General features: G+C 37.6%; 15 protein-coding genes. 6 read left to right on the top strand and 9 right to left on the bottom strand.

Features of this window, described 5'->3' with window-relative positions; all coding sequences use genetic code 11:
* Positions 1-146: 146 nt before the first annotated feature.
* Together J2746_RS03195 and J2746_RS03200 are read right to left on the bottom strand one after the other, a co-directional pair.
* Complete coding sequence (locus tag J2746_RS03195; protein WP_209616163.1) at positions 147-1034, bottom strand: hypothetical protein; 888 nt, start codon at positions 1032-1034, stop codon at positions 147-149.
* Positions 1035-1056: 22 nt separating this feature from the next.
* Positions 1057-1416, bottom strand: a complete 360-nt coding sequence (locus tag J2746_RS03200) for a hypothetical protein (protein ID WP_209616165.1) — start codon at positions 1414-1416, stop codon at positions 1057-1059.
* Positions 1417-1568: 152 nt separating this feature from the next.
* Between J2746_RS03200 and J2746_RS03205 the strand changes: the two genes are divergently transcribed.
* The 3 genes from J2746_RS03205 (at position 1569) to J2746_RS03215 (ending at position 6792) form a co-directional block, all read left to right on the top strand.
* Positions 1569-3929 carry a DEAD/DEAH box helicase family protein gene (locus J2746_RS03205; RefSeq protein ID WP_209616167.1) on the top strand — a complete coding sequence of 787 codons (2361 nt, stop codon included), beginning with the start codon at positions 1569-1571 and terminating at the stop codon, positions 3927-3929.
* A 103-nt stretch (positions 3930-4032) separates the two neighbouring features.
* Positions 4033-5235: a restriction endonuclease subunit S gene (locus tag J2746_RS03210; protein ID WP_209616169.1), complete on the top strand. Its 1203-nt coding sequence runs from the start codon at positions 4033-4035 to the stop codon at positions 5233-5235.
* 3 nt (positions 5236-5238) lie between these two features.
* On the top strand, positions 5239-6792 hold the full coding sequence (locus J2746_RS03215; protein WP_209616172.1) for a class I SAM-dependent DNA methyltransferase: 1554 nt from the start codon (positions 5239-5241) through the stop codon (positions 6790-6792).
* A gap of 165 nt (positions 6793-6957) precedes the next feature.
* Here the strand turns inward: J2746_RS03215 and cas1 are convergent, their stop codons facing one another.
* The 5 genes from cas1 to J2746_RS03240 all read right to left on the bottom strand — a co-directional run bounded on the left by cas1 (position 6958) and on the right by J2746_RS03240 (position 13476).
* A complete protein-coding gene (gene cas1 / locus J2746_RS03220; RefSeq protein WP_209616674.1) occupies positions 6958-7812 on the bottom strand; it encodes a CRISPR-associated endonuclease Cas1 in 855 nt (284 codons plus the stop codon).
* The gene (locus J2746_RS03225; protein WP_209616175.1) at positions 7808-9244 is read right to left on the bottom strand and encodes a TrkH family potassium uptake protein; all 1437 of its coding nucleotides are present in this window, start codon (positions 9242-9244) and stop codon (positions 7808-7810) included. Before J2746_RS03225 ends, cas1 begins: the two co-directional genes overlap by 5 nt.
* 191 nt (positions 9245-9435) lie before the next feature.
* The gene (locus J2746_RS03230) at positions 9436-10092 is read right to left on the bottom strand and encodes a phosphoribosyltransferase (protein WP_209616178.1); all 657 of its coding nucleotides are present in this window, start codon (positions 10090-10092) and stop codon (positions 9436-9438) included.
* A 47-nt stretch (positions 10093-10139) separates the two neighbouring features.
* A complete protein-coding gene (locus J2746_RS03235; protein ID WP_245249959.1) occupies positions 10140-12233 on the bottom strand; it encodes a vitamin B12-dependent ribonucleotide reductase in 2094 nt (697 codons plus the stop codon).
* Between the two features lie 523 nt (positions 12234-12756).
* Positions 12757-13476, bottom strand: a complete 720-nt coding sequence (locus J2746_RS03240) for a hypothetical protein (RefSeq protein WP_209616181.1) — start codon at positions 13474-13476, stop codon at positions 12757-12759.
* A 226-nt stretch (positions 13477-13702) separates the two neighbouring features.
* Here J2746_RS03240 and J2746_RS03245 point away from each other — a divergent pair, with 226 nt between their 5' ends.
* Complete coding sequence (locus J2746_RS03245; RefSeq protein WP_209616183.1) at positions 13703-16042, top strand: nitric oxide reductase activation protein NorD; 2340 nt, start codon at positions 13703-13705, stop codon at positions 16040-16042.
* Between the two features lie 130 nt (positions 16043-16172).
* Positions 16173-16598, top strand: a complete 426-nt coding sequence (locus J2746_RS03250) for an FKBP-type peptidyl-prolyl cis-trans isomerase (protein ID WP_209616184.1) — start codon at positions 16173-16175, stop codon at positions 16596-16598.
* Between the two features lie 454 nt (positions 16599-17052).
* Here J2746_RS03250 and J2746_RS03255 read toward each other — a convergent pair whose 3' ends face one another.
* Positions 17053-17832, bottom strand: coding sequence for a CPBP family glutamic-type intramembrane protease (locus J2746_RS03255; RefSeq protein ID WP_209616186.1), 780 nt, complete (start codon positions 17830-17832; stop codon positions 17053-17055).
* Between the two features lie 32 nt (positions 17833-17864).
* A complete protein-coding gene (locus J2746_RS03260; RefSeq protein ID WP_209616188.1) occupies positions 17865-19304 on the bottom strand; it encodes a ribulose-bisphosphate carboxylase in 1440 nt (479 codons plus the stop codon).
* A gap of 155 nt (positions 19305-19459) precedes the next feature.
* Here J2746_RS03260 and J2746_RS03265 point away from each other — a divergent pair, with 155 nt between their 5' ends.
* Positions 19460-20191 (top strand): hypothetical protein, encoded by a 732-nt coding sequence (locus J2746_RS03265; RefSeq protein ID WP_209616190.1) that lies wholly within the window; start codon positions 19460-19462, stop codon positions 20189-20191.
* Positions 20192-20275 lie beyond the last annotated feature (84 nt).

Here is a 20275-nt window from a genome sequence, read left to right on the forward strand (position 1 = left end):
TAAAATTCATGATAATGATATTTTTGTATAAAATAAATGATAGGTAGAAATTTGCTCTTCAAAAGCGTACACTTTTTTTACGTTATATATATCCCCGCACCTGCGCATTGGGTAATAGGTATCTTGAATTTTAGATACGCAGAATTTTAGGATGTTAAATTCTCGATTGACTCTTTAATTTCTTTCATTTTATCTAGCAAATCGAAAAAGTTACCCTCTTCTAAAAATGTGAGAAGTAAATAACAATAAAATCCATAAAGACTGTAAAAAATATTCCTTACAGTTTCTACTCCATAAGACTTATTCCCAAAAATTAGCTTTTTTGAATCACTTTCATAATAGTAATCAGCATGAGCAATTTTATTTCTAATATAAGAGTCTTGAATAATACTACAATTCCATCCATTCAAGAAATCTTGTGTGTTTAAAAAATTGATTAACTCGCCTCTAGAAAGTGTCATATCATTCATTTTTCTTTTTCTGTATAACTTACAGAATTTCTTAGATTCTCCATCTTCTCTTCTCTGTTTATAAGCTATTTTTTGAGTGATATCTACTAAAAAGTGGATTGTCAATTCATAGATTTGCACATAAGCTGTTAGTATCTGGTTTAATGTGAATTCAACTGAAAGATCAACGTAGCTGATTTTATCCATATCGCTAGCAATTTGATGTAAATTCCAGATTTTAGGAAAATGGGACCATGAATTATTACCAAGTCCGTTTCCATTCGTCTTACTATAAAGTTGAGTTATTAATCTATCAATAAAATCTATGCATTGTGAATCTAATTTTTCACTTTGTACAACTAAGTCATCTGAAAAAGATATGAAATTGTCATAAACACATGAAATCCAATTACAAAATTCTTCTAGATTGTTGGGGTAATTTGCCTCAAATTCCTCATCAACCAATTGCATAAAGGTAGTTGGAATTTTTATATTTAATTCGGATTCAATATCATTAAAGCGTTTAACAATTTCATCCTTGGCTTTTGGCTTAAGCTTTTTAAATGCTTCTGAATCTACACTCATGTTTCCTGTTTTTCCTTTTTCGTTAAAAGGTGAATAGCAAAATAACTCCGATAGCATAAATCACAAGAGACTTTTCATCTGTATATTTCCAATTTTTAACAGAATTGTTTACTGCGGACATACCCACTATTATAACTGCACCTAACATATTTAGCAATGAAAATTGTGGTGTAATACCTTGCCAAAACTCTTCTACAAATAAAGTGATATATCCACTTAGAGGAATTGAAATCAGAAAGATTAAAAGGGCTTTCTCTTTACTGCAAAATTTCCCCCCACTGTTAAATGAATAAGCTGTGGCTGTATAGAAAATACCACCAAAAAGTGCCATTGTAGAACCTGTAAGCATGAGATCCAGATTTTCTTGAATTAAATCAAGCATATAAAGAAATTATGCTTCAAATTTAAATAAATATGTATTATCAATAAAATATGATAATCAAGACTGTTTAGTCACATGAGCTTTATTTAAACATAAGAAATTTATAATTTATTGCACAATTCTTACTGCACAATAATTTATTGATGGTAAAAATGGGATATAACGAAGCAGACACCAGAGCTAAGCTTATTGATCCACAACTTCATTTAATCGGTTGGAAAGAGGATCTTATTAGACGTGAAACTACTGCTGGTGCTGTTGAAATTATAAACGGCAAAACAAAAAGGAAAAGTGGTAAAGCTGATTATCTTTTGTGCTTGCCAGCAGCTAAAGGTGAAAGTCCTTTACCTGTGGCAGTTATTGAAGCTAAAAAAGAAGATGAATTTGCAGATCTTGGAATTGATCAAGCCAAAGAGTATGCAAAATACCTTCATGTTCCTTTTGTGTTTTCAACAAATGGACATCTTTTTGTGTCCTATGATGCTTTTAGTAAACAGTTTAGCAAGGAACTTCCCCTTGACAAATTCCCTACACCTGAGTTCTTGAAGTCTCACTATGAATGTGGAAAAGGATTATCCCTTGATGATGACGCCTCAAAACCTCTTCTTGTACCATATAAAGGTGGGCAATCTGAAAGACGCTATTATCAGGATGCAGCTATTAGAGCTACGTTTGAAAAGATTGCTTCAAAGCAGGATAAATGGAATAGAGTTTTATTATCTCTTGCTACCGGATCTGGTAAAACAAGGATTGCTTCTCAGATACTTTATAAGCTTGCTGAAACGGGACAACTCAGAAAGGCTTTGTTTGTCTGTGACAGAAACGAATTAAGAAAACAAGGCTTTGGTCGAATGTTTGCTGTATTTGGTGATAATGCAGACTTTGTGGAAAATAAAGATCCAAAGAAGAATGCTCGTATTATTGTTTCAACTTATCAGGCCCTTGGTATTGATGATGAAGGGGATGAATCGTTTTTCCTTGAACATTTCCCAAAGAACTACTTTAGCCACATTATTATTGATGAGTGCCATAGAAGTGCTTGGAACAAGTGGAGCATTGTTCTGAAAAACAACCCTGATGCAGTGCAGATTGGCTTGACGGCTACGCCAAGGCAGATTAGTGGAGGCAGTTCCGATGAGAGGGGAAAGGATGAGGAAATCAGCCAAAATAATATAGAGTATTTTGGTGAGCCTGTTTATGAATATCCATATCATAAAGGATGGGAAGACGGTTATCTTGCAGCCTGTGAGATTGTTAAAAGACAACCTGATATTGATGGTAGGATTCTCAGTGGACAGGAAATTATTGATATGGGTGCTAGGGATGCAAAGACAGGTAACCTACTGACAATTCATGATACAAGAGAAGCTTATGGCAAGAAAAATTATGAAAGGGATCTCATTCTACCTGACAGAGTTAAAGCCATGTGTAAAGATCTGATGAATATGTTTGAGGAAACAGGTGGTCTCAAACAGAAAACAATTATATTCTGTGTAAATGACAAACATGCAGGTGATGTGGCCAACACATTAAACAATCTCTATGTTGAAAGAAGATTACCGGAATGTGAGAAATTTGCTTTCAAGTGTACTCAAAAAGGTATCTCAGCAGGAACTCTTGGTGAATCTCAGGAAGTGCTTATTGCAAACATGAGGGGGAGTCAAAACTCTCATTTCATAGCAACAACTGTTGACTTACTAACAACAGGCGTTGATATTCCTTGTATTCAAAATATTGTATTCTTTAGTTATGTTAATTCACCCATCCAGTTCTACCAAATGGTAGGCCGTGGAACTAGAATTGATGAAGGTTTTAATAAGTATATGTTCAGGCTCTATGATTACACTAATGTCACAAGACTCTTTGGTGAAGAATTTATTTCCAATCCAAGGTCTGCTCCTTCAAAGCCTTCAAAAAAAGGTGCAAGTGACAAAAGAAAGATTGCAAAGGTTCAGGGCTATGAAGTGGAGATTAAGGATGAAGGAACTTTTATCTTGATGCGTGATGATGCCACAGGAAAAGAAAAGCCTGTAACTATAGAGGAATATAAAGAGCAATTAGCAGCTTCTCTTGTTGATCAAGCAAGGGACATAGATCTCCTAAGGGAAATGTGGATTAATCCTGAAGATAGAAAACATCTGGTTTCAGCCCTACCAGGTGGCAATCAAGGTGCATATCTATTGCGAGAATTGCTTGAATTGGATGATTGTGATCTTTTTGATTTATTCGCAGAAATTGGGTTCGGTGTTCCGGCCAAGACAAGGGATGAAAGAGTTGAAGCATTTGATTACAAAAACAAAGACTGGTTAATGAGTTTGCCGTCTGATTCTTCAGAAGTAATCAAAGCATTGGCGGACCAGTTTAGAGAAAATGGTATTGAAGAACTGGAACGCAAAGATGTTTTTAATGTCCCTTCTGTGAAAGTTGCTGGTGGCATAAGAGCCCTTGGAAAGATTGGAGTGAGGGTAAGTACTCTAATCAGTGATGTAAAAGAAAAGTTGTTGGCTGCTTGAATATGTTCAATCAAGTCACTTGCAAACTGTTTTATTCTTCAGTGTTATATTAAGGCCAAATTCAATATGCAGCTTAAAGTATGAATTAACTGGAAGTTCTAAAATGGGAAAAGAAAAATTACCTGATGGGTGGAAATGGAGAAAGTTAAGTGATGCTGCTAAAATTATTATGGGTCAGTCACCACCAGGTACATCTTATAATCAAAAAGGCGATGGTGAACCATTTTTACAAGGAAAAGCAGAATTTGGAGAAATTTCACCAAACAACATACAATATACTACTGAACCAAAGAAGATGGCTCCTATGGGTAGTGTTTTGATTTCTGTAAGGGCTCCTGTAGGCGATGTGAACGTTTCAAACATGGATTACTGTATAGGTCGTGGTTTGGCTTCAATTTCTCTTTGCAATGGTGATAATTTGTTTCTTTATTACTTATTGCAATACCTAAAACCAGAGTTAGAAAATAATTCAACAGGATCGACGTTTAAATCAATATCGAAATCTCATTTGTCCAATTTAGTTATCCCTATACCTCCTCTTGATGTTCAACAAGAAATTGTTATTAAAATTCATAATCAAATAGAAGAAATTAAACGAATAAAAGAGAGAGTTGAAGGAAACCTAAAAGCTGCTAGTGATTTGAATAATGCATATTTAAAAGGGATCTTTGAAGAAGTGATTACACAGAATTATCCCGTAATTAAATTAAAGAAATTAACATCAAAAATAGGAAGTGGGTCTACTCCACGGGGAGGTAAATCCGTTTATCTAGATGAAGGGATCCCTTTTGTACGGAGTATGAATGTTCATTTTAATTCTTTCAAAAAAGAGGGATTAGCTCATGTTTCAAAAGAAATTGATGCTTCTATGAAAAATACCCGAGTTAGGAAAGATGATGTTCTTCTTAACATTACAGGTGCTTCAATTGGAAGAGTATGTGTAGTCCCTGATGAAATGTGTCCGGCTAATGTCAATCAGCATGTAAGTATAATTAGGACAAATAAGGACCTGATCCCACAATATTTATCTTACTATATATCAAATCCAAATTGTCAAAAATTCATAATGGCTTCAGAATCAGGAGCAACAAGACAAGCTTTGACAAAAACTAAAATTGAAAATTTTGATATTCCTCTTCCGCCTTTTGAAACACAACAACAGATTGTTGAGCAATTAAATGAGATTAATGAATTGTCAAAAATATTGATGAATCAAATTAATAGTCAACTTGAGGCTGTTAATAAACTTCCTGCATCAATCCTAAACGAAATATTCGGAAAATACGAAATCCCAGAGAAGGTTTAAATCATGGCTAAAAATAATGCAAGAAGCGTTTCCGATCAATCCAGCATGAATGCTTACATAAAATCAATTTGCGACATCATGCGTAGAGATAATACAAAAGGCGCAATGGAGTATATTCCCGAACTTACTTGGATGATGTTTTTGAGGATTCTGGATGAGAAGGAAGAAGAAGAACAGCTTCAAAGTGAGGCAGTTGGTGATAACTTTGAGCCTTCTCTAGAATATCCTTACAGATGGAAGGACTGGGGCAGTCCAAATGGCAAAAAGAGAAAAGAACTCCAAGCAAGTCATATGAACGCTTTTCTTGATTTTGTTAATGAAGATTTAATCCCATATCTGAAAGCTTTCGATAATCATGAAGAGAATCCGCACGCTACTAAAAGGCAAAAAATTATCTCACAGATATTTAGGAATCTTACTCATACAAGACTTGGTAGTGAAAAGAATTTATTGGATGTTCTGGACAAAGTTGAACATTTGACATCTGAAAATATAGACGATACACACCAATTCCCTCTGTCACAAATTTATGAAGGGTTGCTTCTTAAAATGGGTGAGAAGAACAATGACGGAGGACAGTTCTTTACACCAAGAGAAGTAATCAGAGCTATGATAAGAGCTGTTAAGCCTAATGTCAAGCATAATGAGGAGTATGCAACCTTCTATGATCCTGGCTGTGGTACAGGTGGTTTTCTGGCTGAAAATTACACCTACTTAACCAATCCAGAACTATCCGACTTAAAACTCTCTGCTTCAGATTACAACCATCTTAAACATGATGCTTTCTGGGGTCTGGATAGTAGCTTTACAGCCTTCCCTATAGCTCTTGCAAACCTTGTTTTACATGGAATTGATCAACCACATATAGGTCTGAAAAATACCCTCAGTGGTAGAGTAACATACATGGATCTCTTTGAGGATGCACCATACAAATTCAATTACATCTTCACCAATCCACCCTTTGGAGGGAAAGAAGGAGAAGATGCAAAGGCTAACTTTGCCTTCAAGACAGGCAACACTCAAATTTTGTTCATACAACACATCATTGATCATTTAGCTGATGATGGAACCTGTGCCATGGTCATTGATGAAGGTGTGTTGTTCAGAACCAATGAAAATGCGTTTGTTCAGACTAAGAGAAAGCTTTTGGATGAGTGTAATCTTTGGTGTATCCTGAGTCTTCCACAGAAAGTATTTGTGAATGCAGGAGCCGGTGTTAAAACAAATCTTTTGTTTTTTACAAAAGGTAAGAGTACTGAGAAAGTCTGGTACTATGATATGTCAGATGTCAAAGTTCTGAAGAAAAATCCTTTGACACTTGATAAATTTGATGATTTCCTAATGAGACTACATTCAGACAAGGAAGAAGATAAGATCAGCGAAAAAAGTTGGTATGTGGATATTGCTGCTATCAAGAAAAAGGACTATGATCTCAAGGCTGTCAATCCTAATATCACTGAAAAGGAAATTCCAAAACCTGCTGAGTTGATAAAGATAATTGAAGAATCTCAGGTAAAGATTAATGAAAGCTTACAGAAACTCAAGGAATTAACTTGAGTTTCAATCATTTATTTTGTGTCTCTTACTTGTCTCCTGAGTCTGTCTCTTTGTCCTTTGTGTCTGTCTTATGTCTATCGTTTGCATTTGTCTCCTGTGTCTCTTAGAATTGTCTCCTAAATTATGGCATGAGGAGACAAAGGAGACTACGTGCCTCCATCAAAATTATCCATTTGCAACAAGCTTTTCCCACTTATCCAAACGTTCTTTATTATGTGCATTAAGCGTAAAAGGCTTATCAGCCTTCGCATTTTTCTTCATATAATGCAAAGTTCCCTTTGAAAAACCTAGTTTTTTCCAATCAGAATAAGAAATACTTAGAATTTTTTGTCGTATGTCGCTTGTGTCCTGTCGCTTTGTCTCATACTGAGGGACAATGAAATCAATGTCTTTTCTTTTACCAACTAGATATTGAGCTAATTCTCTAGTCTTCAGGAACATGACATAACTCCACATTGTCATATTTCCTTTGTAACTGACTCTCTTGTTAAACCACAAATTGACCTCTTCAGTTAGCTTCTTAGCTCCACTGGGTCTTAGCTTAAGTGAATAATTCTCTGTTCTGATGAAATCCTTCTTTTCCATTCTCTCAGACTCAACAAGGTTGATAACCACTAAATCAACAAGGAATCTAAATGGTTCTTGCAGGTCGTAGGCCAAGCTGTTCTTTCCAGTATTCATTTCATGCAAAAAACCAACATGAGGGTCTAACCCAACAGCGTTGATAGCCCTAAGACATTCCGCCTCTAGCAAAGCATAACCATAATTGAACATGACATTTACTTTGTCTCCTGCTCCTGTTGCTCTCCTGTATTGATCTATCCTTGAACAGAAATCATATTCATCTGGAATAGCCTTGTTAAACTCGTTCCAATATTTCCAAGCAACTCCGCCTTCAATACCCATAATTTCATTTATATTACTGGCATCAGCAAGCTTTGAAGAATCCTCTGAAAAAGAAAAGAAATTTTCCTCTAAACAATGGTTTAGTAAGTTAACATCTTCTTTTTTGTACTCAATGTTTCCAGAAAGTCGGTGTCAACAGCACTATAACTGTAAACACTTCAAGCCTACCGATCCACATATTGGCGATGAGGATCAACTTCCCTGGATCCGGTATGTTATCAAAACTGGCCATCGGTCCTACAAGACCAAGACCAGGCCCTACATTGCCAAGGGTTGCGATGGAAGCGCTCAGAGTGGTGATAAAATCCATCCCCATCATGGAAAGCAGGGTTGAGCTGGCAGCGAATATCAGGACATATATCACAAGGAATGAAACTATAGACTGAATAATCTCGTCAGGGACTTTTTTGTTGTTAAAGCGGACTGGAACGACAGCTTTTGGATGAATTACATTTATAAGAACTTTTTGTGTGTATTTTAGAAGAAGAAGCAAGCGCACTACTTTCACACCGCCTGAAGTAGAACCTGCACAACCTCCTATAAACATTAGCAAAAAAAGTATAAATCTTGGAGAATCCGGCCAGAGATTAAAGTCCACACTTGCATAGCCTGTAGTTGTCAGAATGGAAATGACCTGAAAAAGACTGTATCTGAAGGCTTCAGTAGCAGAATAAACTTCAGCTCTGATGAGCTCGAAAACAAGAACAAGTGTCGCAGACACAATTATAAAAAAGTAGAACTTAAATTCCTGATCCCTTATCAGACTTTTCCTGTCAAAAACTATCGTTTTGTAATGTAGGGCAAAGTTTGCTCCCCCAAGGAACATAAATACAACAAAAATACTTTCTACCAGGGGATCACCAAAAGCTGCTATGCTGTTTGAATTGGGAGAAAAACCAGCGCATGAGATGGATGTAAATGTGTGAGTGATAGAATCATACGGAGACAATCCTGCGCTCATAAGTAGGATAAATTCTGCAAGTGACAATACAATGTAAACGAGCCACAGAATCTTAGCAGTCTCCCTGATCCTCGGGCGCAGTCTTTCTTCCTGAAGACCCGGAACCTCTGCACGGAACATTTGCCTCCCACCAACGCCGAGTTTTGGAAGGATAACAATGAACAACATGATAATCCCCATACCACCAATCCATTGGGTCAGACTTCTCCAGAAAAGCAGGCTTTTGCTCTGGCCCTCTATATCAGGAAGTGCAGTTGCTCCTGTAGCTGTTACTCCGGACATGGATTCAAATAAGGCGTTTATAGGAGGCACGCCTTCAAGTATATAGGGACAGGAGTAAAGCAGTGCTGCAATAAGCCAGGTTGATGCAACAATAAAAAAACCTTCCTTTAGATTCCATTGCACATCCTGTCTTTTAAAATATAGTGTCAATAAATAAGCAATAATTATTGCGCAAATAAAAGGAACAACAAAAATATACAGGGGTTCTTCATAATAAAGAGCAACGATCAATGGGATAATCATAAATCCAGCAAGCATCCAAAGAATTTGGCCCATTACTCCCAGAACTACGCGAGATCTCAAACCAATCACACCACCTGTTATTTAACAGACATCCTTGAAATACTTGATACTGAGTACTGGAAAACTCATGACTTTGATTTTATTCAACCGAATCTATTAGATAGAATTAATGAGTTGAAATATTATAAAATCATAACTCCTCCAACATGATTTATAATTCATATGCAAATATTTAAAATATCTTATCCCTTTTAAAAATAAAATTCTGTTTTTTCACTCTTACCGCAACCACTTTCCATAATCTTAAGTACTTCTGAATCCGAAACATCATACCAGTTAAGGTAAACCTGTGCAACTGCTCTGAAATCCGGAGGACTTTCCAGAACAACTATTTCATCTACCATCTGTCCGATATCCTTAACAACTTCCCCACCTGCAACCGGTACAGCAACTACGATCCTTCCAGCATCCTTATTCTTACATAATGCTATCGAAGCACGCATAGTGGAACCCATTGCAAGACCATCGTCTATCAGTATAACAGTTCTGCCGCGAATATCTGGCAGGTTTTTTCCTTTCCTTAAGGTCTTAATCCGCCGATGGATCTCTTCTGTCTGCTCCTCCATTATCTTATCTATCTGTTTCTGAGATAACCACAGTGCCGCATTACTGAATACGAATATACTGCCATCTTCTGCTATGGCTCCAAAACCTGATTCTGGATTGTCGGGAAATGGTAATTTCCTTGTAACTAAAAGTGAGAATGAGCTGTGCAGATATTTAGCAACCTCACAACCAACTTCTACACCACCTCTTGGTATGGCCAGTACCAGTACATCCTTATCTTTGTATCTTTCCAGTTCATGGGCAAGTTTTTTGCCTGCATCTTTCCTGTCTATGAAAAACATATGATCACTCTCTATTCTCCCCTAATATCAAAGAATAAGAAAATATTTTAGAATGGACACTCTCCGATACTCGGGTCTCCAGAGAATTCCGAATCTGCTACAATTCCCTCCTCTTCTTTTCTCAAGCCATCGATAACTAACACCTGCCTTGTCTTGCTTCCATAGCGGTAAACCGTGATTCCTTTGCATTTCAGCTCATAGGCCATCATATATATGTTCCTGATGTCTTCCTGTGTGGCGCTGGTTGGCAGATTTACAGTCTTGGCAACGGCATTGTCGACGTACCTCTGGAAAGCAGCCTGCATCCTGACATGCCATTGCGGATCAATGTCCAGGGATGTAACAAATACGTGCTTGATATCATCGGGTATATCAGCTATACTTTTGAGTGAACCTGTTCTCGCTATTTCTATCATGATATCACTACTGTAGAATCCGCGGTTCTTTGCAATCTTCTCGAACACAGGGTTCACTTCCAGCAACCGGGTTCCCATGACATTTCTTGAAAAGGATAAGGCAAAGATGGGTTCTATGCCTGAACTTGCATTGGCGATCAGACTTATAGTCCCGGTTGGGGCTACTGTATTGACAGTGGCATTTCTCATTGCCTTACATTCATTTTCCCACATGCTACCTTCAAAGTTAGGAAAAGACCCTCTTCTTTCACCAAGCTCCATTGAAGCCTTAATGGATTCTTCCTTTATGAACCTCATAATTTTTTCGGCGGTCTCTATGGATTCCTCCGAATCGTAAGGTATTGCAAGCATGGCTAACATCTCAGCAAACCCCATCAAACCCAAGCCTATCTTACGGTTGTTCTTTGAGATTCTTTCAATCTCTTCCAGTGTATACTTATTGATATCAATAACGTTGTCCAGAAAATGCACACCTGATTTCGTGATCTCACTGAGCTTCTCCCAGTCGATATCACCGTCTTTTACCATTTTGGAAACATTGATAGATCCAAGGTTACAGGATTCGTAGGGAAGGAGAGGTATTTCTCCGCAAGGGTTGGTACTTTCAATGATTCCAATATGAGAGACTGGATGTTTGCGATTTATCTCATCCAAAAAGACCAGACCCGGATCACCGGTACGCCAGGCCATGGTTACGATTAGGTCAAAAATTTCCTTTGCCTTTAGTTGGTCTGTGCTTTCTCCGGTTCTGGGGTTTACAATATTATATTTTCTGTCTTTTTTGACAGCTTCCATAAACTCGTCGGTAATTCCCACGGAGATATTGAAATTATCCAGGAATCCTTCTTTTTCCTTAGATGTTATGAATTCTATTATATCTGGATGGTCAACCCTCAGGATACCCATGTTGGCTCCTCTTCTCTTCCCACCCTGTTTTATCACTTCAGTAGCCTGATCGAAGATCCTCATAAAGGATACAGGTCCCGAAGCCACACCTTTGGTAGACCTTACTATATCTCCTTCTGGCCTCAATCTAGAAAAGGAAAATCCAGTTCCACCTCCCGACTGGTGTATCAGGGCCATATTGGTCAAAGTTCCGAAGATGCCCCTAAGGGAATCCTCCACAGGCAGTACGAAACATGCACTCAACTGACCCAGATCAGTACCGGCGTTCATAAGAGTAGGAGTGTTAGGTAGGAACTCCAGGTTTGCCATGATCCTGTAGAATTCTTCTTCTGTCTTTTTCTCATTATCTCCATATCTTCGATCGACGGAGGCTACAGATTTGGCTACTCTTCTGAACATCATCGAAGGAGTCTCTATTATGTTGCCTTCAGTATCCTTCAGCAGATATCTCTGTTCCAGTACCTTGATGGCATTAATACTGAGTTTGAGCTCATCGTAATCCACCCTCAAAAACTTCTTTGCTTCCCTCAGCTCTGCTCTTTTCTGGCGATATAGAATGTAAGCCTTTGCTACTTTTGGATATCTATGCCTGATAAGACTTGCCTCAACCGTATCCTGCACATCTTCTACATCGGGAATTCTGTCCTTGAAATTATCTTCAATAACCTCCAGTACATGATTGGAAATGTCCCTGATATTGTCTCCGTTCTTTTCTCCTACAGCTAAAAATGCTTTCTGTATTGCCAGGGTTATCTTTTCAGGTTCAAAGACTTCTATCCGGCCATCTCTTTTCCTTATTTTCTCCATCCCGTATCCCATTTAAAATTGATGATTGTTCCAATTAAATATTTTTCCGATATACGGATTTATAAAATATATATTTATTTTTACATAAATTAGGGTCTGCAGATGCCGGCAACTTCACAAATATGCTTATAATTATTGTATAATTTATCAATAAATTTAACTTATATTAAACAACCTGTGCAAGATAAAAAAGATTCCTTTTACATTATGCGCCAATAATGAAAAATCTGTGTCCAAAGACAAAATAGAAAAATTGATATAGTTAAAAGATTATCAAGTACACAAATTAAATTTGGATGTGGCCATGAATTTTAAAAAAATATTATCAGAACTCATAACATATGCAATAGTTGTTCTTATTCTACAGTATACTGGTAATTGGGAGAATTTAGGCATAGTCACCCTTGCATACATAATAAGTGTTATTTTTTGGGAATTTACAAAAGCTTGAAGTATTTATTATGAGCATTTATTTAACGCAGGTTGTGAAGTAATATCTATCTTTTATGGCCGAGTTCAAACTGAAATGATTACATTAACATGATAATCCAAGTGCATCGTTCATCATTTCAGCATGCTTAAGCTCATCGAATACGAGACGAACATTTCCATTCTTAAAATAGTAGAGTCTCATTCTCTCATCTATATGAGCTCCTCCGGGATGAATCTCAATTCCTCTTGCTTCAGAGGGAGTAGTATTGTTCAGAGTTATGTCAACAAGCTTCCCTAGACTTTCGAGGCAGTTGAGTGATTGCTCTGGATTTTTTAATGCTTTTAATTTGATAATAGTTCCATTTCTTTTGTCTATGTCTTCTGAGGAAGAACCGTTATCAATGGGAATCAGACGTCTGCAATCGCTTTTAATCCTTTTTAATATATGTTCATCATTCAGGAAATACTCATTTTTAATATGTTCAGCTACCTTAAAGGCATCATAGGTTTCCATATTATCGATGAATTTCAGAACACTGTCATAGTCAATAGGAATCCTTAGATTATTGTTGCTTTCAACCTGAATAATTTGATTTAGGAATATCTCTTTAGTGGCTTTTATGGGCGTATCAAGATTAACAGAATCAGTGAAGGGAAACAGATACAGTGACTGTCGGCTGGAAGAAGGAATAAGATTTCCAAGATAACAATTTATTTCTCTGACATTAGATTTTGTTTCGTTCTGAGCGTTGTACAATAGTCCGATCGTTTCGTTCTGCAAGGAGTAAATCCTTTCTCTGTGATCGGTATTGTTGTCAGCCATCAAACGTCCACATGGCATTTAAATTATATATATTTTTACCGGAAGATGCCAAAAAAAGCTATTTTACTACTGTTATTGTCTGGAATTATCAAGTTACCATAATTTTCGCAGAATTTAAATGCAGCCTGCACAGTGAATATATGGCATTAAAAACAAAGAAGCAGGAACAACTTGAATAAAAGCGAATGCAATCGAAAACTGAGACTTCTTGGAGTGAAGATGTATTTTGTCAAACAAAAACACCGTGCATGATGATTCTACCGAAACAAAGCTTCTTCAGCAAATAGCCTCCAATTTCCCTGGAAGAAATTACCAGCAGAATTTCCTCAGTGTTTTGAAAAGCAGCAGTTCTGTTTATCATGGGGAACTTCTAAGGACCGCCAGAATGCTGCTTGATAAAAACTGGATGCTTGCAGGGCTTTTCTTTGAAAATATCTCTTTTGCAGCAGAAAATACAAATCCCGAAGGGATCAGGAAATGGGCAGGTATCGGGATAAAGATATTTGATAAAAATAAAGATTTTGCAATAACTTATTTTTCTTGTTCAGCTCCTTTATTAGAAAAGCTGGATCTTAGTGAACTTGAAGAGTGGGCTTTGAACGGTCTTTCTATCTCTGAAAAGGACCAATCCCTTGGAAAGTCCTATTTTTCCCTAAAATCAGAAGCTTCTCAGGAATTAATTGAAAAACTTACAGGTTCAGTGGCGTTGAGTGAGATAATAAACATTCTAAGATATTACGCTCTTGGACTTTCAGGTGTCAATTTTAATATTCTTTCCCGCACAGCTTTAGGAAAAGAGTTTGATGGCGATTCTATAAATCCTGTGATTGCAGGCAATACTATCTACCTTGCTCCCAGGATTAAGAAATATGCGTATTTCGAAGATAATTTTAAGATATACAAATTGAGCATAATGCATGAAGTAGGCCATATTCATTTCATTTCCAATGAACTGGAACGCGATGGAACGGCAGAATTGATGACTGAAATCCGAAGAAGGTACTCAACAATGAAGAAAAGACTACCTCTTTCCGGGATGCAGGCAGAGGGCATAATTGCTATTTCAGATGTCATATCCCTTTTTCCAAATCAGGATTTGGCAGGGACTATACTTGGTGTTCTTGAGGATGCCAGGGTCGAGTACATGATAATGGAGCGGTACAGGGGAGTCAGGGGCGACCTTGAAAAAATAAGGTATCAGATGCTACTGACAAGACCCGTTCCTAAAGGCAATATTGAAGAGTTCATGGAAGCACTTCTCTGGATTTCCATTGGGCATGAACCAGTTTATGATTTAAACAAAGGAACAAAGCTTCTTCTAGCTCAGATAAGACCATTGCTTGAAGAAAGTGTTTTCAGAGACGATTCATCTGTACTCGATTCCTTTAAAGCAACATTCAACATATACAAAATACTCGATGAGCATGAAGGACCATTAAGCCAGAAAGAGTATGGGGTTCTGAAAAACCTCGATTACCGTGGTGTAAGCATCGGAGCGTATAACAGGAAGAATTCTTTATCTGCCTGTTCAAATGAGAATATTATCAGAAATTTCATTCCTGAAAGCAAACCGGAACTGACAGAAGAACAAGAACTTCTGCATGAAGAAAAGGCAAAATTTCAACCCACTTATGCTGAGAAAAAGAACTGGAACATACTTGGAAGCTACATGTATGATGAATGGGACGGTATTATCAATGATTATAAAACAGACTGGTGTACTGTCAATGAGGTTGAACCTTTTGGAATGTCAGGCGGGTACTATGATGAAGCTTCAGAACAATACAGGAACGAAATCGCACTAATCAAACAGGTTTTCAGCAGAATGAGACCTGAAACATTTCGCAGAATGAAAAAGCAAAGTGATGGAACAGAGATAGATATAGATTCTTGCATTGATTCCATTATACAGAAGAAATGTGGGGTCAATCCCGACGATGGGCTTTACATGAGATGGGATAAACATGATAGGGATGTCGCCACACTTTTTCTGGTAGATGTGAGCTATTCTACCCACAAACCAGTGAACTTTGAAGAAAAAAGCATACTGGATGTTGAGAAAGATTCCCTTATCATCATGACACAGGCCCTTGAAAGTATTGGTGATAGCTACGGAATTTATGCATTTTCCGGCAAAGACAGAGATGATGTAGAATATTTTGCCATAAAGGAGTTCGAAGAGGATTTATCAGATAATGTTGCACGCAGGATTAGTGTACTTGAGCCCGTATCCAATACAAGACTCGGACCTGCCATCCGGCATTCCATCAGGAAACTGGAAAGAATAGATGCAAAAACAAAGATAATCATACTGCTTTCTGATGGTGAACCCTTCGACATCTCCCGGGGAGAGAATGCATATAAAGAAAGCGTTGCTGAAGAAGATACCAGAATTGCGATTATGGAAAGCAATTCAAAGGGAATTAATTTATTCTGCATAACCGTTGATCCTGATCCCGGAAAATATCTGGACAATATATTCTCGGATTCAGAATATACTATAATAGATGATGCCAGTTTACTTCCGGAGACCCTTCCGGTTTTGTATAAGAGGATAACAACCTAATCCAAACTTATTTTCAATATGTTTATCCTCAACCTCCTTGTTTTATTATAAGGTAATCGTTATCACCAAAACAACTAAGTAAGGCCGAGACCCTCCTTTGCTCCAGAAGTCAGAATTAAGAGTTGATAATATGGCGATTAAAGAAGGAGATACAGTAAAGGTAGAATATGTCGGTTTACTTGATGATGGTTCTGTTTTTGATGCTTCAGAGACACATGGCCAGCCTTTAGAATTTACAGTGGGTGGCGGCAATGTAATAAAGGGTTTTGATGACGCAGTGAGAGGTCTTGAGGTTGGTGAGGAAAAAGAATTCAGACTTGAGCCTGAAGATGCATATGGTGAATACAAGGATGCTTTGATAGATACTGTATCAAGGGATCTTGTAAAGTCAAGTATGGAGATGGAAGTTGGTAAGACATTCTGGGTTCAGGCTCCTCATGGTCAGACAATTCCTGCCAAAATAATCGATCTTACAGAAGATGAAGTTACTTTTGATCTAAACCATCCTCTTGCAGGTAAGGCTCTTACATTTAAGATTATAATTGTTGAAGCTTGATATGGCACAATTATTTAAAACATAACTAACAGTCTAAATTGAGAATATGATGATGATGATACTCATTATATAGTAGAGTATGCATATATTTATATATCTGAATAATATACTATGAACTGCAGTCATTCAAGCTGAACATGCAGAAGATTGCATGACCATTCGGTGGTACGATATGGCCTTGATTGGAAGAAACTAAAGTAAAATTACAAAAGCACATGAACGCTAACAAACCACCACATTACTCCCACAACCACACACAAGGTTTGTTACGTTCAGGCTTTAGTAACATTTATTATTCAAATTAATAGTGGAGTATGAGCAAAGGGGATTCAGGTCTTTAAGACCGGGGTTATTGTCAAAGAGAATTCCCATAAGCCTTCTCTTCTCTCTGATTTACTTTTTATTTTTCTGTATGAATCAATTATTATATTACTGGTTATTGATAGTCAAGATATTAATGCACCAATGAACCAAACACTACGAAAAGCATCGCAGTGGCAACAAAGTTGGCTATGATGGAGTACTCCAGTCCTTTTTTCCAGTATATCCAACCAAAACCGGTTCCTGCAACCCAGTTAAAGACAGCAATACGCATAGCAAGTGCAATATCCATGTTTTCTCTGGAGAAAAACAGGTAAATAAGGGCATAAATAGAACTTACTATTATAATCGAGATCCATACACCAATATCAGTAGGATTACCTTGTGAAGTTTTCTTTATTTTCCAGGAGATCCAAACCAGAAGTGTCACTAAAAAAAATCTCAAAACAATCTCTTCGACCACGCTTATATAAACCGAATATAAAATCCGCTCCCATAGAGGGGGAGTTGTCAGATAGATCAGCAATGATTCCGAATATCTCGTAAATATAAGTGTGTCAAGAATCAGAATAAACAGAGATATGATTATACCAAATATTAAAGATTGTGTGAATGCAGGTTTAAAATCAAAAGGTAAATGCCTATCTTCAAAAAGAGAATTGAGTACAGGTGTTTTCAGACCAACTTTTTTGCCAAGGTAAAGGCCTGTGAATATACCTGCAAGGAATATCACTGTTGATCTGGCAAACTGTGAAGCAAGGATAACCGGCACTGCCATGGCCTGGTCATACAGTGCATCACCTGACATCGTTATGGCATATGGAAGTGCTGCCAGTAATGAGAATTCAGCCACCATGAACAGTAGCCAGTAGATATTCCAGTCTACAACATCTCTGATATCTTTGAACTTCATTCCTGCCAGCCTGTTCTATTAAAAATTAAAAATCACATGGCGTCCTTTGACGCTTTAGTGAAGTATTCTATTGCCTGTTCCAGTTCTTTATGATTCTTTGCGTATTCTTCAATATCTATGTTCTGAAGATAAGCCTCACATGCCTGTACAAGAGCCTTAGCTCCGTCCTGGGTTCCTCCCGGATGTGCATGAACACCTGATCCCATGGTGGTGATGAAATCAACATTTCCCATTACATCAATAAAAGGCTTTAGTCTTACAGGATTCAGACCACCTGAGACAATTGGACAACACTTCTTCATACCTCTCCAGCTATCATCCTCCAGTACAACATGGTGAGCAATATCTTCATTTACGATATTGATGGCATCCTTGTCGGAATCAGGGATCTTAGACCAGCTCTGTTTGAAAAAGTGGCCTTCTGCACTCATGTACTGTATCTCGTGTGCTGCAACAACGTCCTCCTCAGGAGTTCCTTTCATCTTTCCTACACCTGCTGTTCCTGTGTGAATGCCTGATGAACCGGCAAGTCTTGCAAACTTAGAGAGAACAAGCACTGAGAATCCAAGTGGGTTTTCAGGTCTTGTAAATGCTCCATGAGCTGCTCTGTGGAAGTGAATGAAAACACCGGGATACCTCCTTCTGAGTGTCTGAACAGCCATCCAGCCCGCTGTAATTCCATCGATGAGGAATGCATAACTTCCAGGCTCAAACCCTGCATTGACTATCATTTCACATCTTTCGATCATGGTGTCAAAGTCAGCAGCAGAAACGTTAAATGAATGTACTTTTTTGTGTCCGGTCTCACGAACAGCTTTGTCCATAGCTTCTTTCACATGTTTTACCATTTTGTCGTAGGGACAGAAATCCTGATTGGCCTGTGGTTCATCGTTCTTAACAAAATCGCCGCCACCTGCCCAGAAATCATAACATACTTCTGCATACTCAGCAGATGTTAGTCCCATCTTTGGTTTGACTATTGTTCCAAGGATAGGTCTGTCGTAGACATCAAGATATTTTCTCATATCATCAACTGTGTAGCCCGGGCCATCATACTGTTCAAGCATTGATGGTGGGAACCACACATCCAGAAGTTTCAGGGCTGCAACTTCCTTCATTCCGAGAATATTACCCACTATATAGGTGAGTATATTCTGTACATTTCCTCCCCTGTCAAAAAGTCTCCATGGATATGCTATCCACACAAGTTCACGGTCTGTGTCTAGCTGATACACAAGGGCATTCATGACCCTTGAAAAAGGGGTTTCTGTATTAACCTTAAAATTAGTACCTGTTGATGACTCTGCTGCAACTTCAGCTGCAGCCTGTAACATGTTGAATTTCCCCCCGGGTTTCAGATGGAAAACACCGAGCAGATATTCACCGTTTGTCGGATCGGGCAATTCCAGATTAACATATGCTTCCTGTTTGGAGTTAAGCGATTTGACCAGATCTTCTTGAATCGAACTCATATAGTAAAAAAGAGCATGCAATCTATTTTAGTTTTTGGCAAGTTGCAGCTTACTCAGTTTATTTAATAATGTCTTAAAAAGACATAACTTTTAATAGAATATGATCTATTCGTTAATTATTCTTACTTATATAATATAAATTAGAAAGTGATCAAATGGAATATGGTAATCTTTTAGGCAATTCACTGAAAACAGTTATGAGTAATTTTGTTGCGTATGGAGTAGCGACCATAGTTCTTACTATCGGATCAATGCTTGTCATTACTGCCCCACCTTTACTTTACGGATTTATTATAATGCTTGTGAGAGGATCAAGGCAGGAAATGGTAAAGTGTATGGATATTCTGGATGGATTCAGATTCGGTAATTTTGTCCGTAGCTGGAAATACATGCTTTTTGTTATGATAATCGGTGTTTTGGTGGCAATTGTGGCAATGATATTACTTTTTATTGTGGGATTGCTTTCATTTGGTTTTATAGTTGCAGCAGGTTCCTTTTTACCAGAATCAGTAAGTATAGCAATAGCAGCCATACTCTATCTTGTAGTTATCTGTATTGTTCTGATCCCATTCTTTTTCATGCTATACCTGCTTCCCCTCTATGTCATCAAAGGATATGATGTAACGGATGCTTTTTCAGAAAGCACCAGAATAGTAAAAGCAAATATCATGACAAGTGTGATTATAAGCCTTATAGTAGGTGTTCTGTCACTTATGGGCTCATTGCCATATTATGTGGGCCTGTTTATGGAATGGCCTTTTGTCCTGAATATGCTAATTTACACGCTGGCTGTTTTAATTACAATGCCGTTCAGCCAGCAGATTCTTGTGAACACTACACTAGAACTTGGTTCATTCCCTGAACATATAGATGAATCTGATGTATAGAACTGCCACAAAAGGCAGCAATATTCGTCAAGTATTTATCAGATTTAAATATCTTTTTATTATTATTATTATTAATTGTTATTT

The sequence above is a fragment of the Methanolobus bombayensis genome, from assembly GCF_017873415.1.
Lineage (GTDB): Archaea > Halobacteriota > Methanosarcinia > Methanosarcinales > Methanosarcinaceae > Methanolobus > Methanolobus bombayensis.

Coding starts and splice junctions, on each gene's coding strand:
- J2746_RS03195 (WP_209616163.1), bottom strand. CDS start 1,034: ATGAGTGTAGATTCAGAAGCATTTAAAAAGCTTAAGCCAAAAGCCAAG.
- J2746_RS03200 (WP_209616165.1), bottom strand. CDS start 1,416: ATGCTTGATTTAATTCAAGAAAATCTGGATCTCATGCTTACAGGTTCT.
- J2746_RS03205 (WP_209616167.1), top strand. CDS start 1,569: ATGGGATATAACGAAGCAGACACCAGAGCTAAGCTTATTGATCCACAA.
- J2746_RS03210 (WP_209616169.1), top strand. CDS start 4,033: ATGGGAAAAGAAAAATTACCTGATGGGTGGAAATGGAGAAAGTTAAGT.
- J2746_RS03215 (WP_209616172.1), top strand. CDS start 5,239: ATGGCTAAAAATAATGCAAGAAGCGTTTCCGATCAATCCAGCATGAAT.
- J2746_RS03230 (WP_209616178.1), bottom strand. CDS start 10,092: ATGTTTTTCATAGACAGGAAAGATGCAGGCAAAAAACTTGCCCATGAA.
- J2746_RS03235 (WP_245249959.1), bottom strand. CDS start 12,233: ATGGGATACGGGATGGAGAAAATAAGGAAAAGAGATGGCCGGATAGAA.
- J2746_RS03240 (WP_209616181.1), bottom strand. CDS start 13,476: ATGGCTGACAACAATACCGATCACAGAGAAAGGATTTACTCCTTGCAG.
- J2746_RS03250 (WP_209616184.1), top strand. CDS start 16,173: ATGGCGATTAAAGAAGGAGATACAGTAAAGGTAGAATATGTCGGTTTA.
- J2746_RS03255 (WP_209616186.1), bottom strand. CDS start 17,832: ATGAAGTTCAAAGATATCAGAGATGTTGTAGACTGGAATATCTACTGG.
- J2746_RS03260 (WP_209616188.1), bottom strand. CDS start 19,304: ATGAGTTCGATTCAAGAAGATCTGGTCAAATCGCTTAACTCCAAACAG.
- J2746_RS03265 (WP_209616190.1), top strand. CDS start 19,460: ATGGAATATGGTAATCTTTTAGGCAATTCACTGAAAACAGTTATGAGT.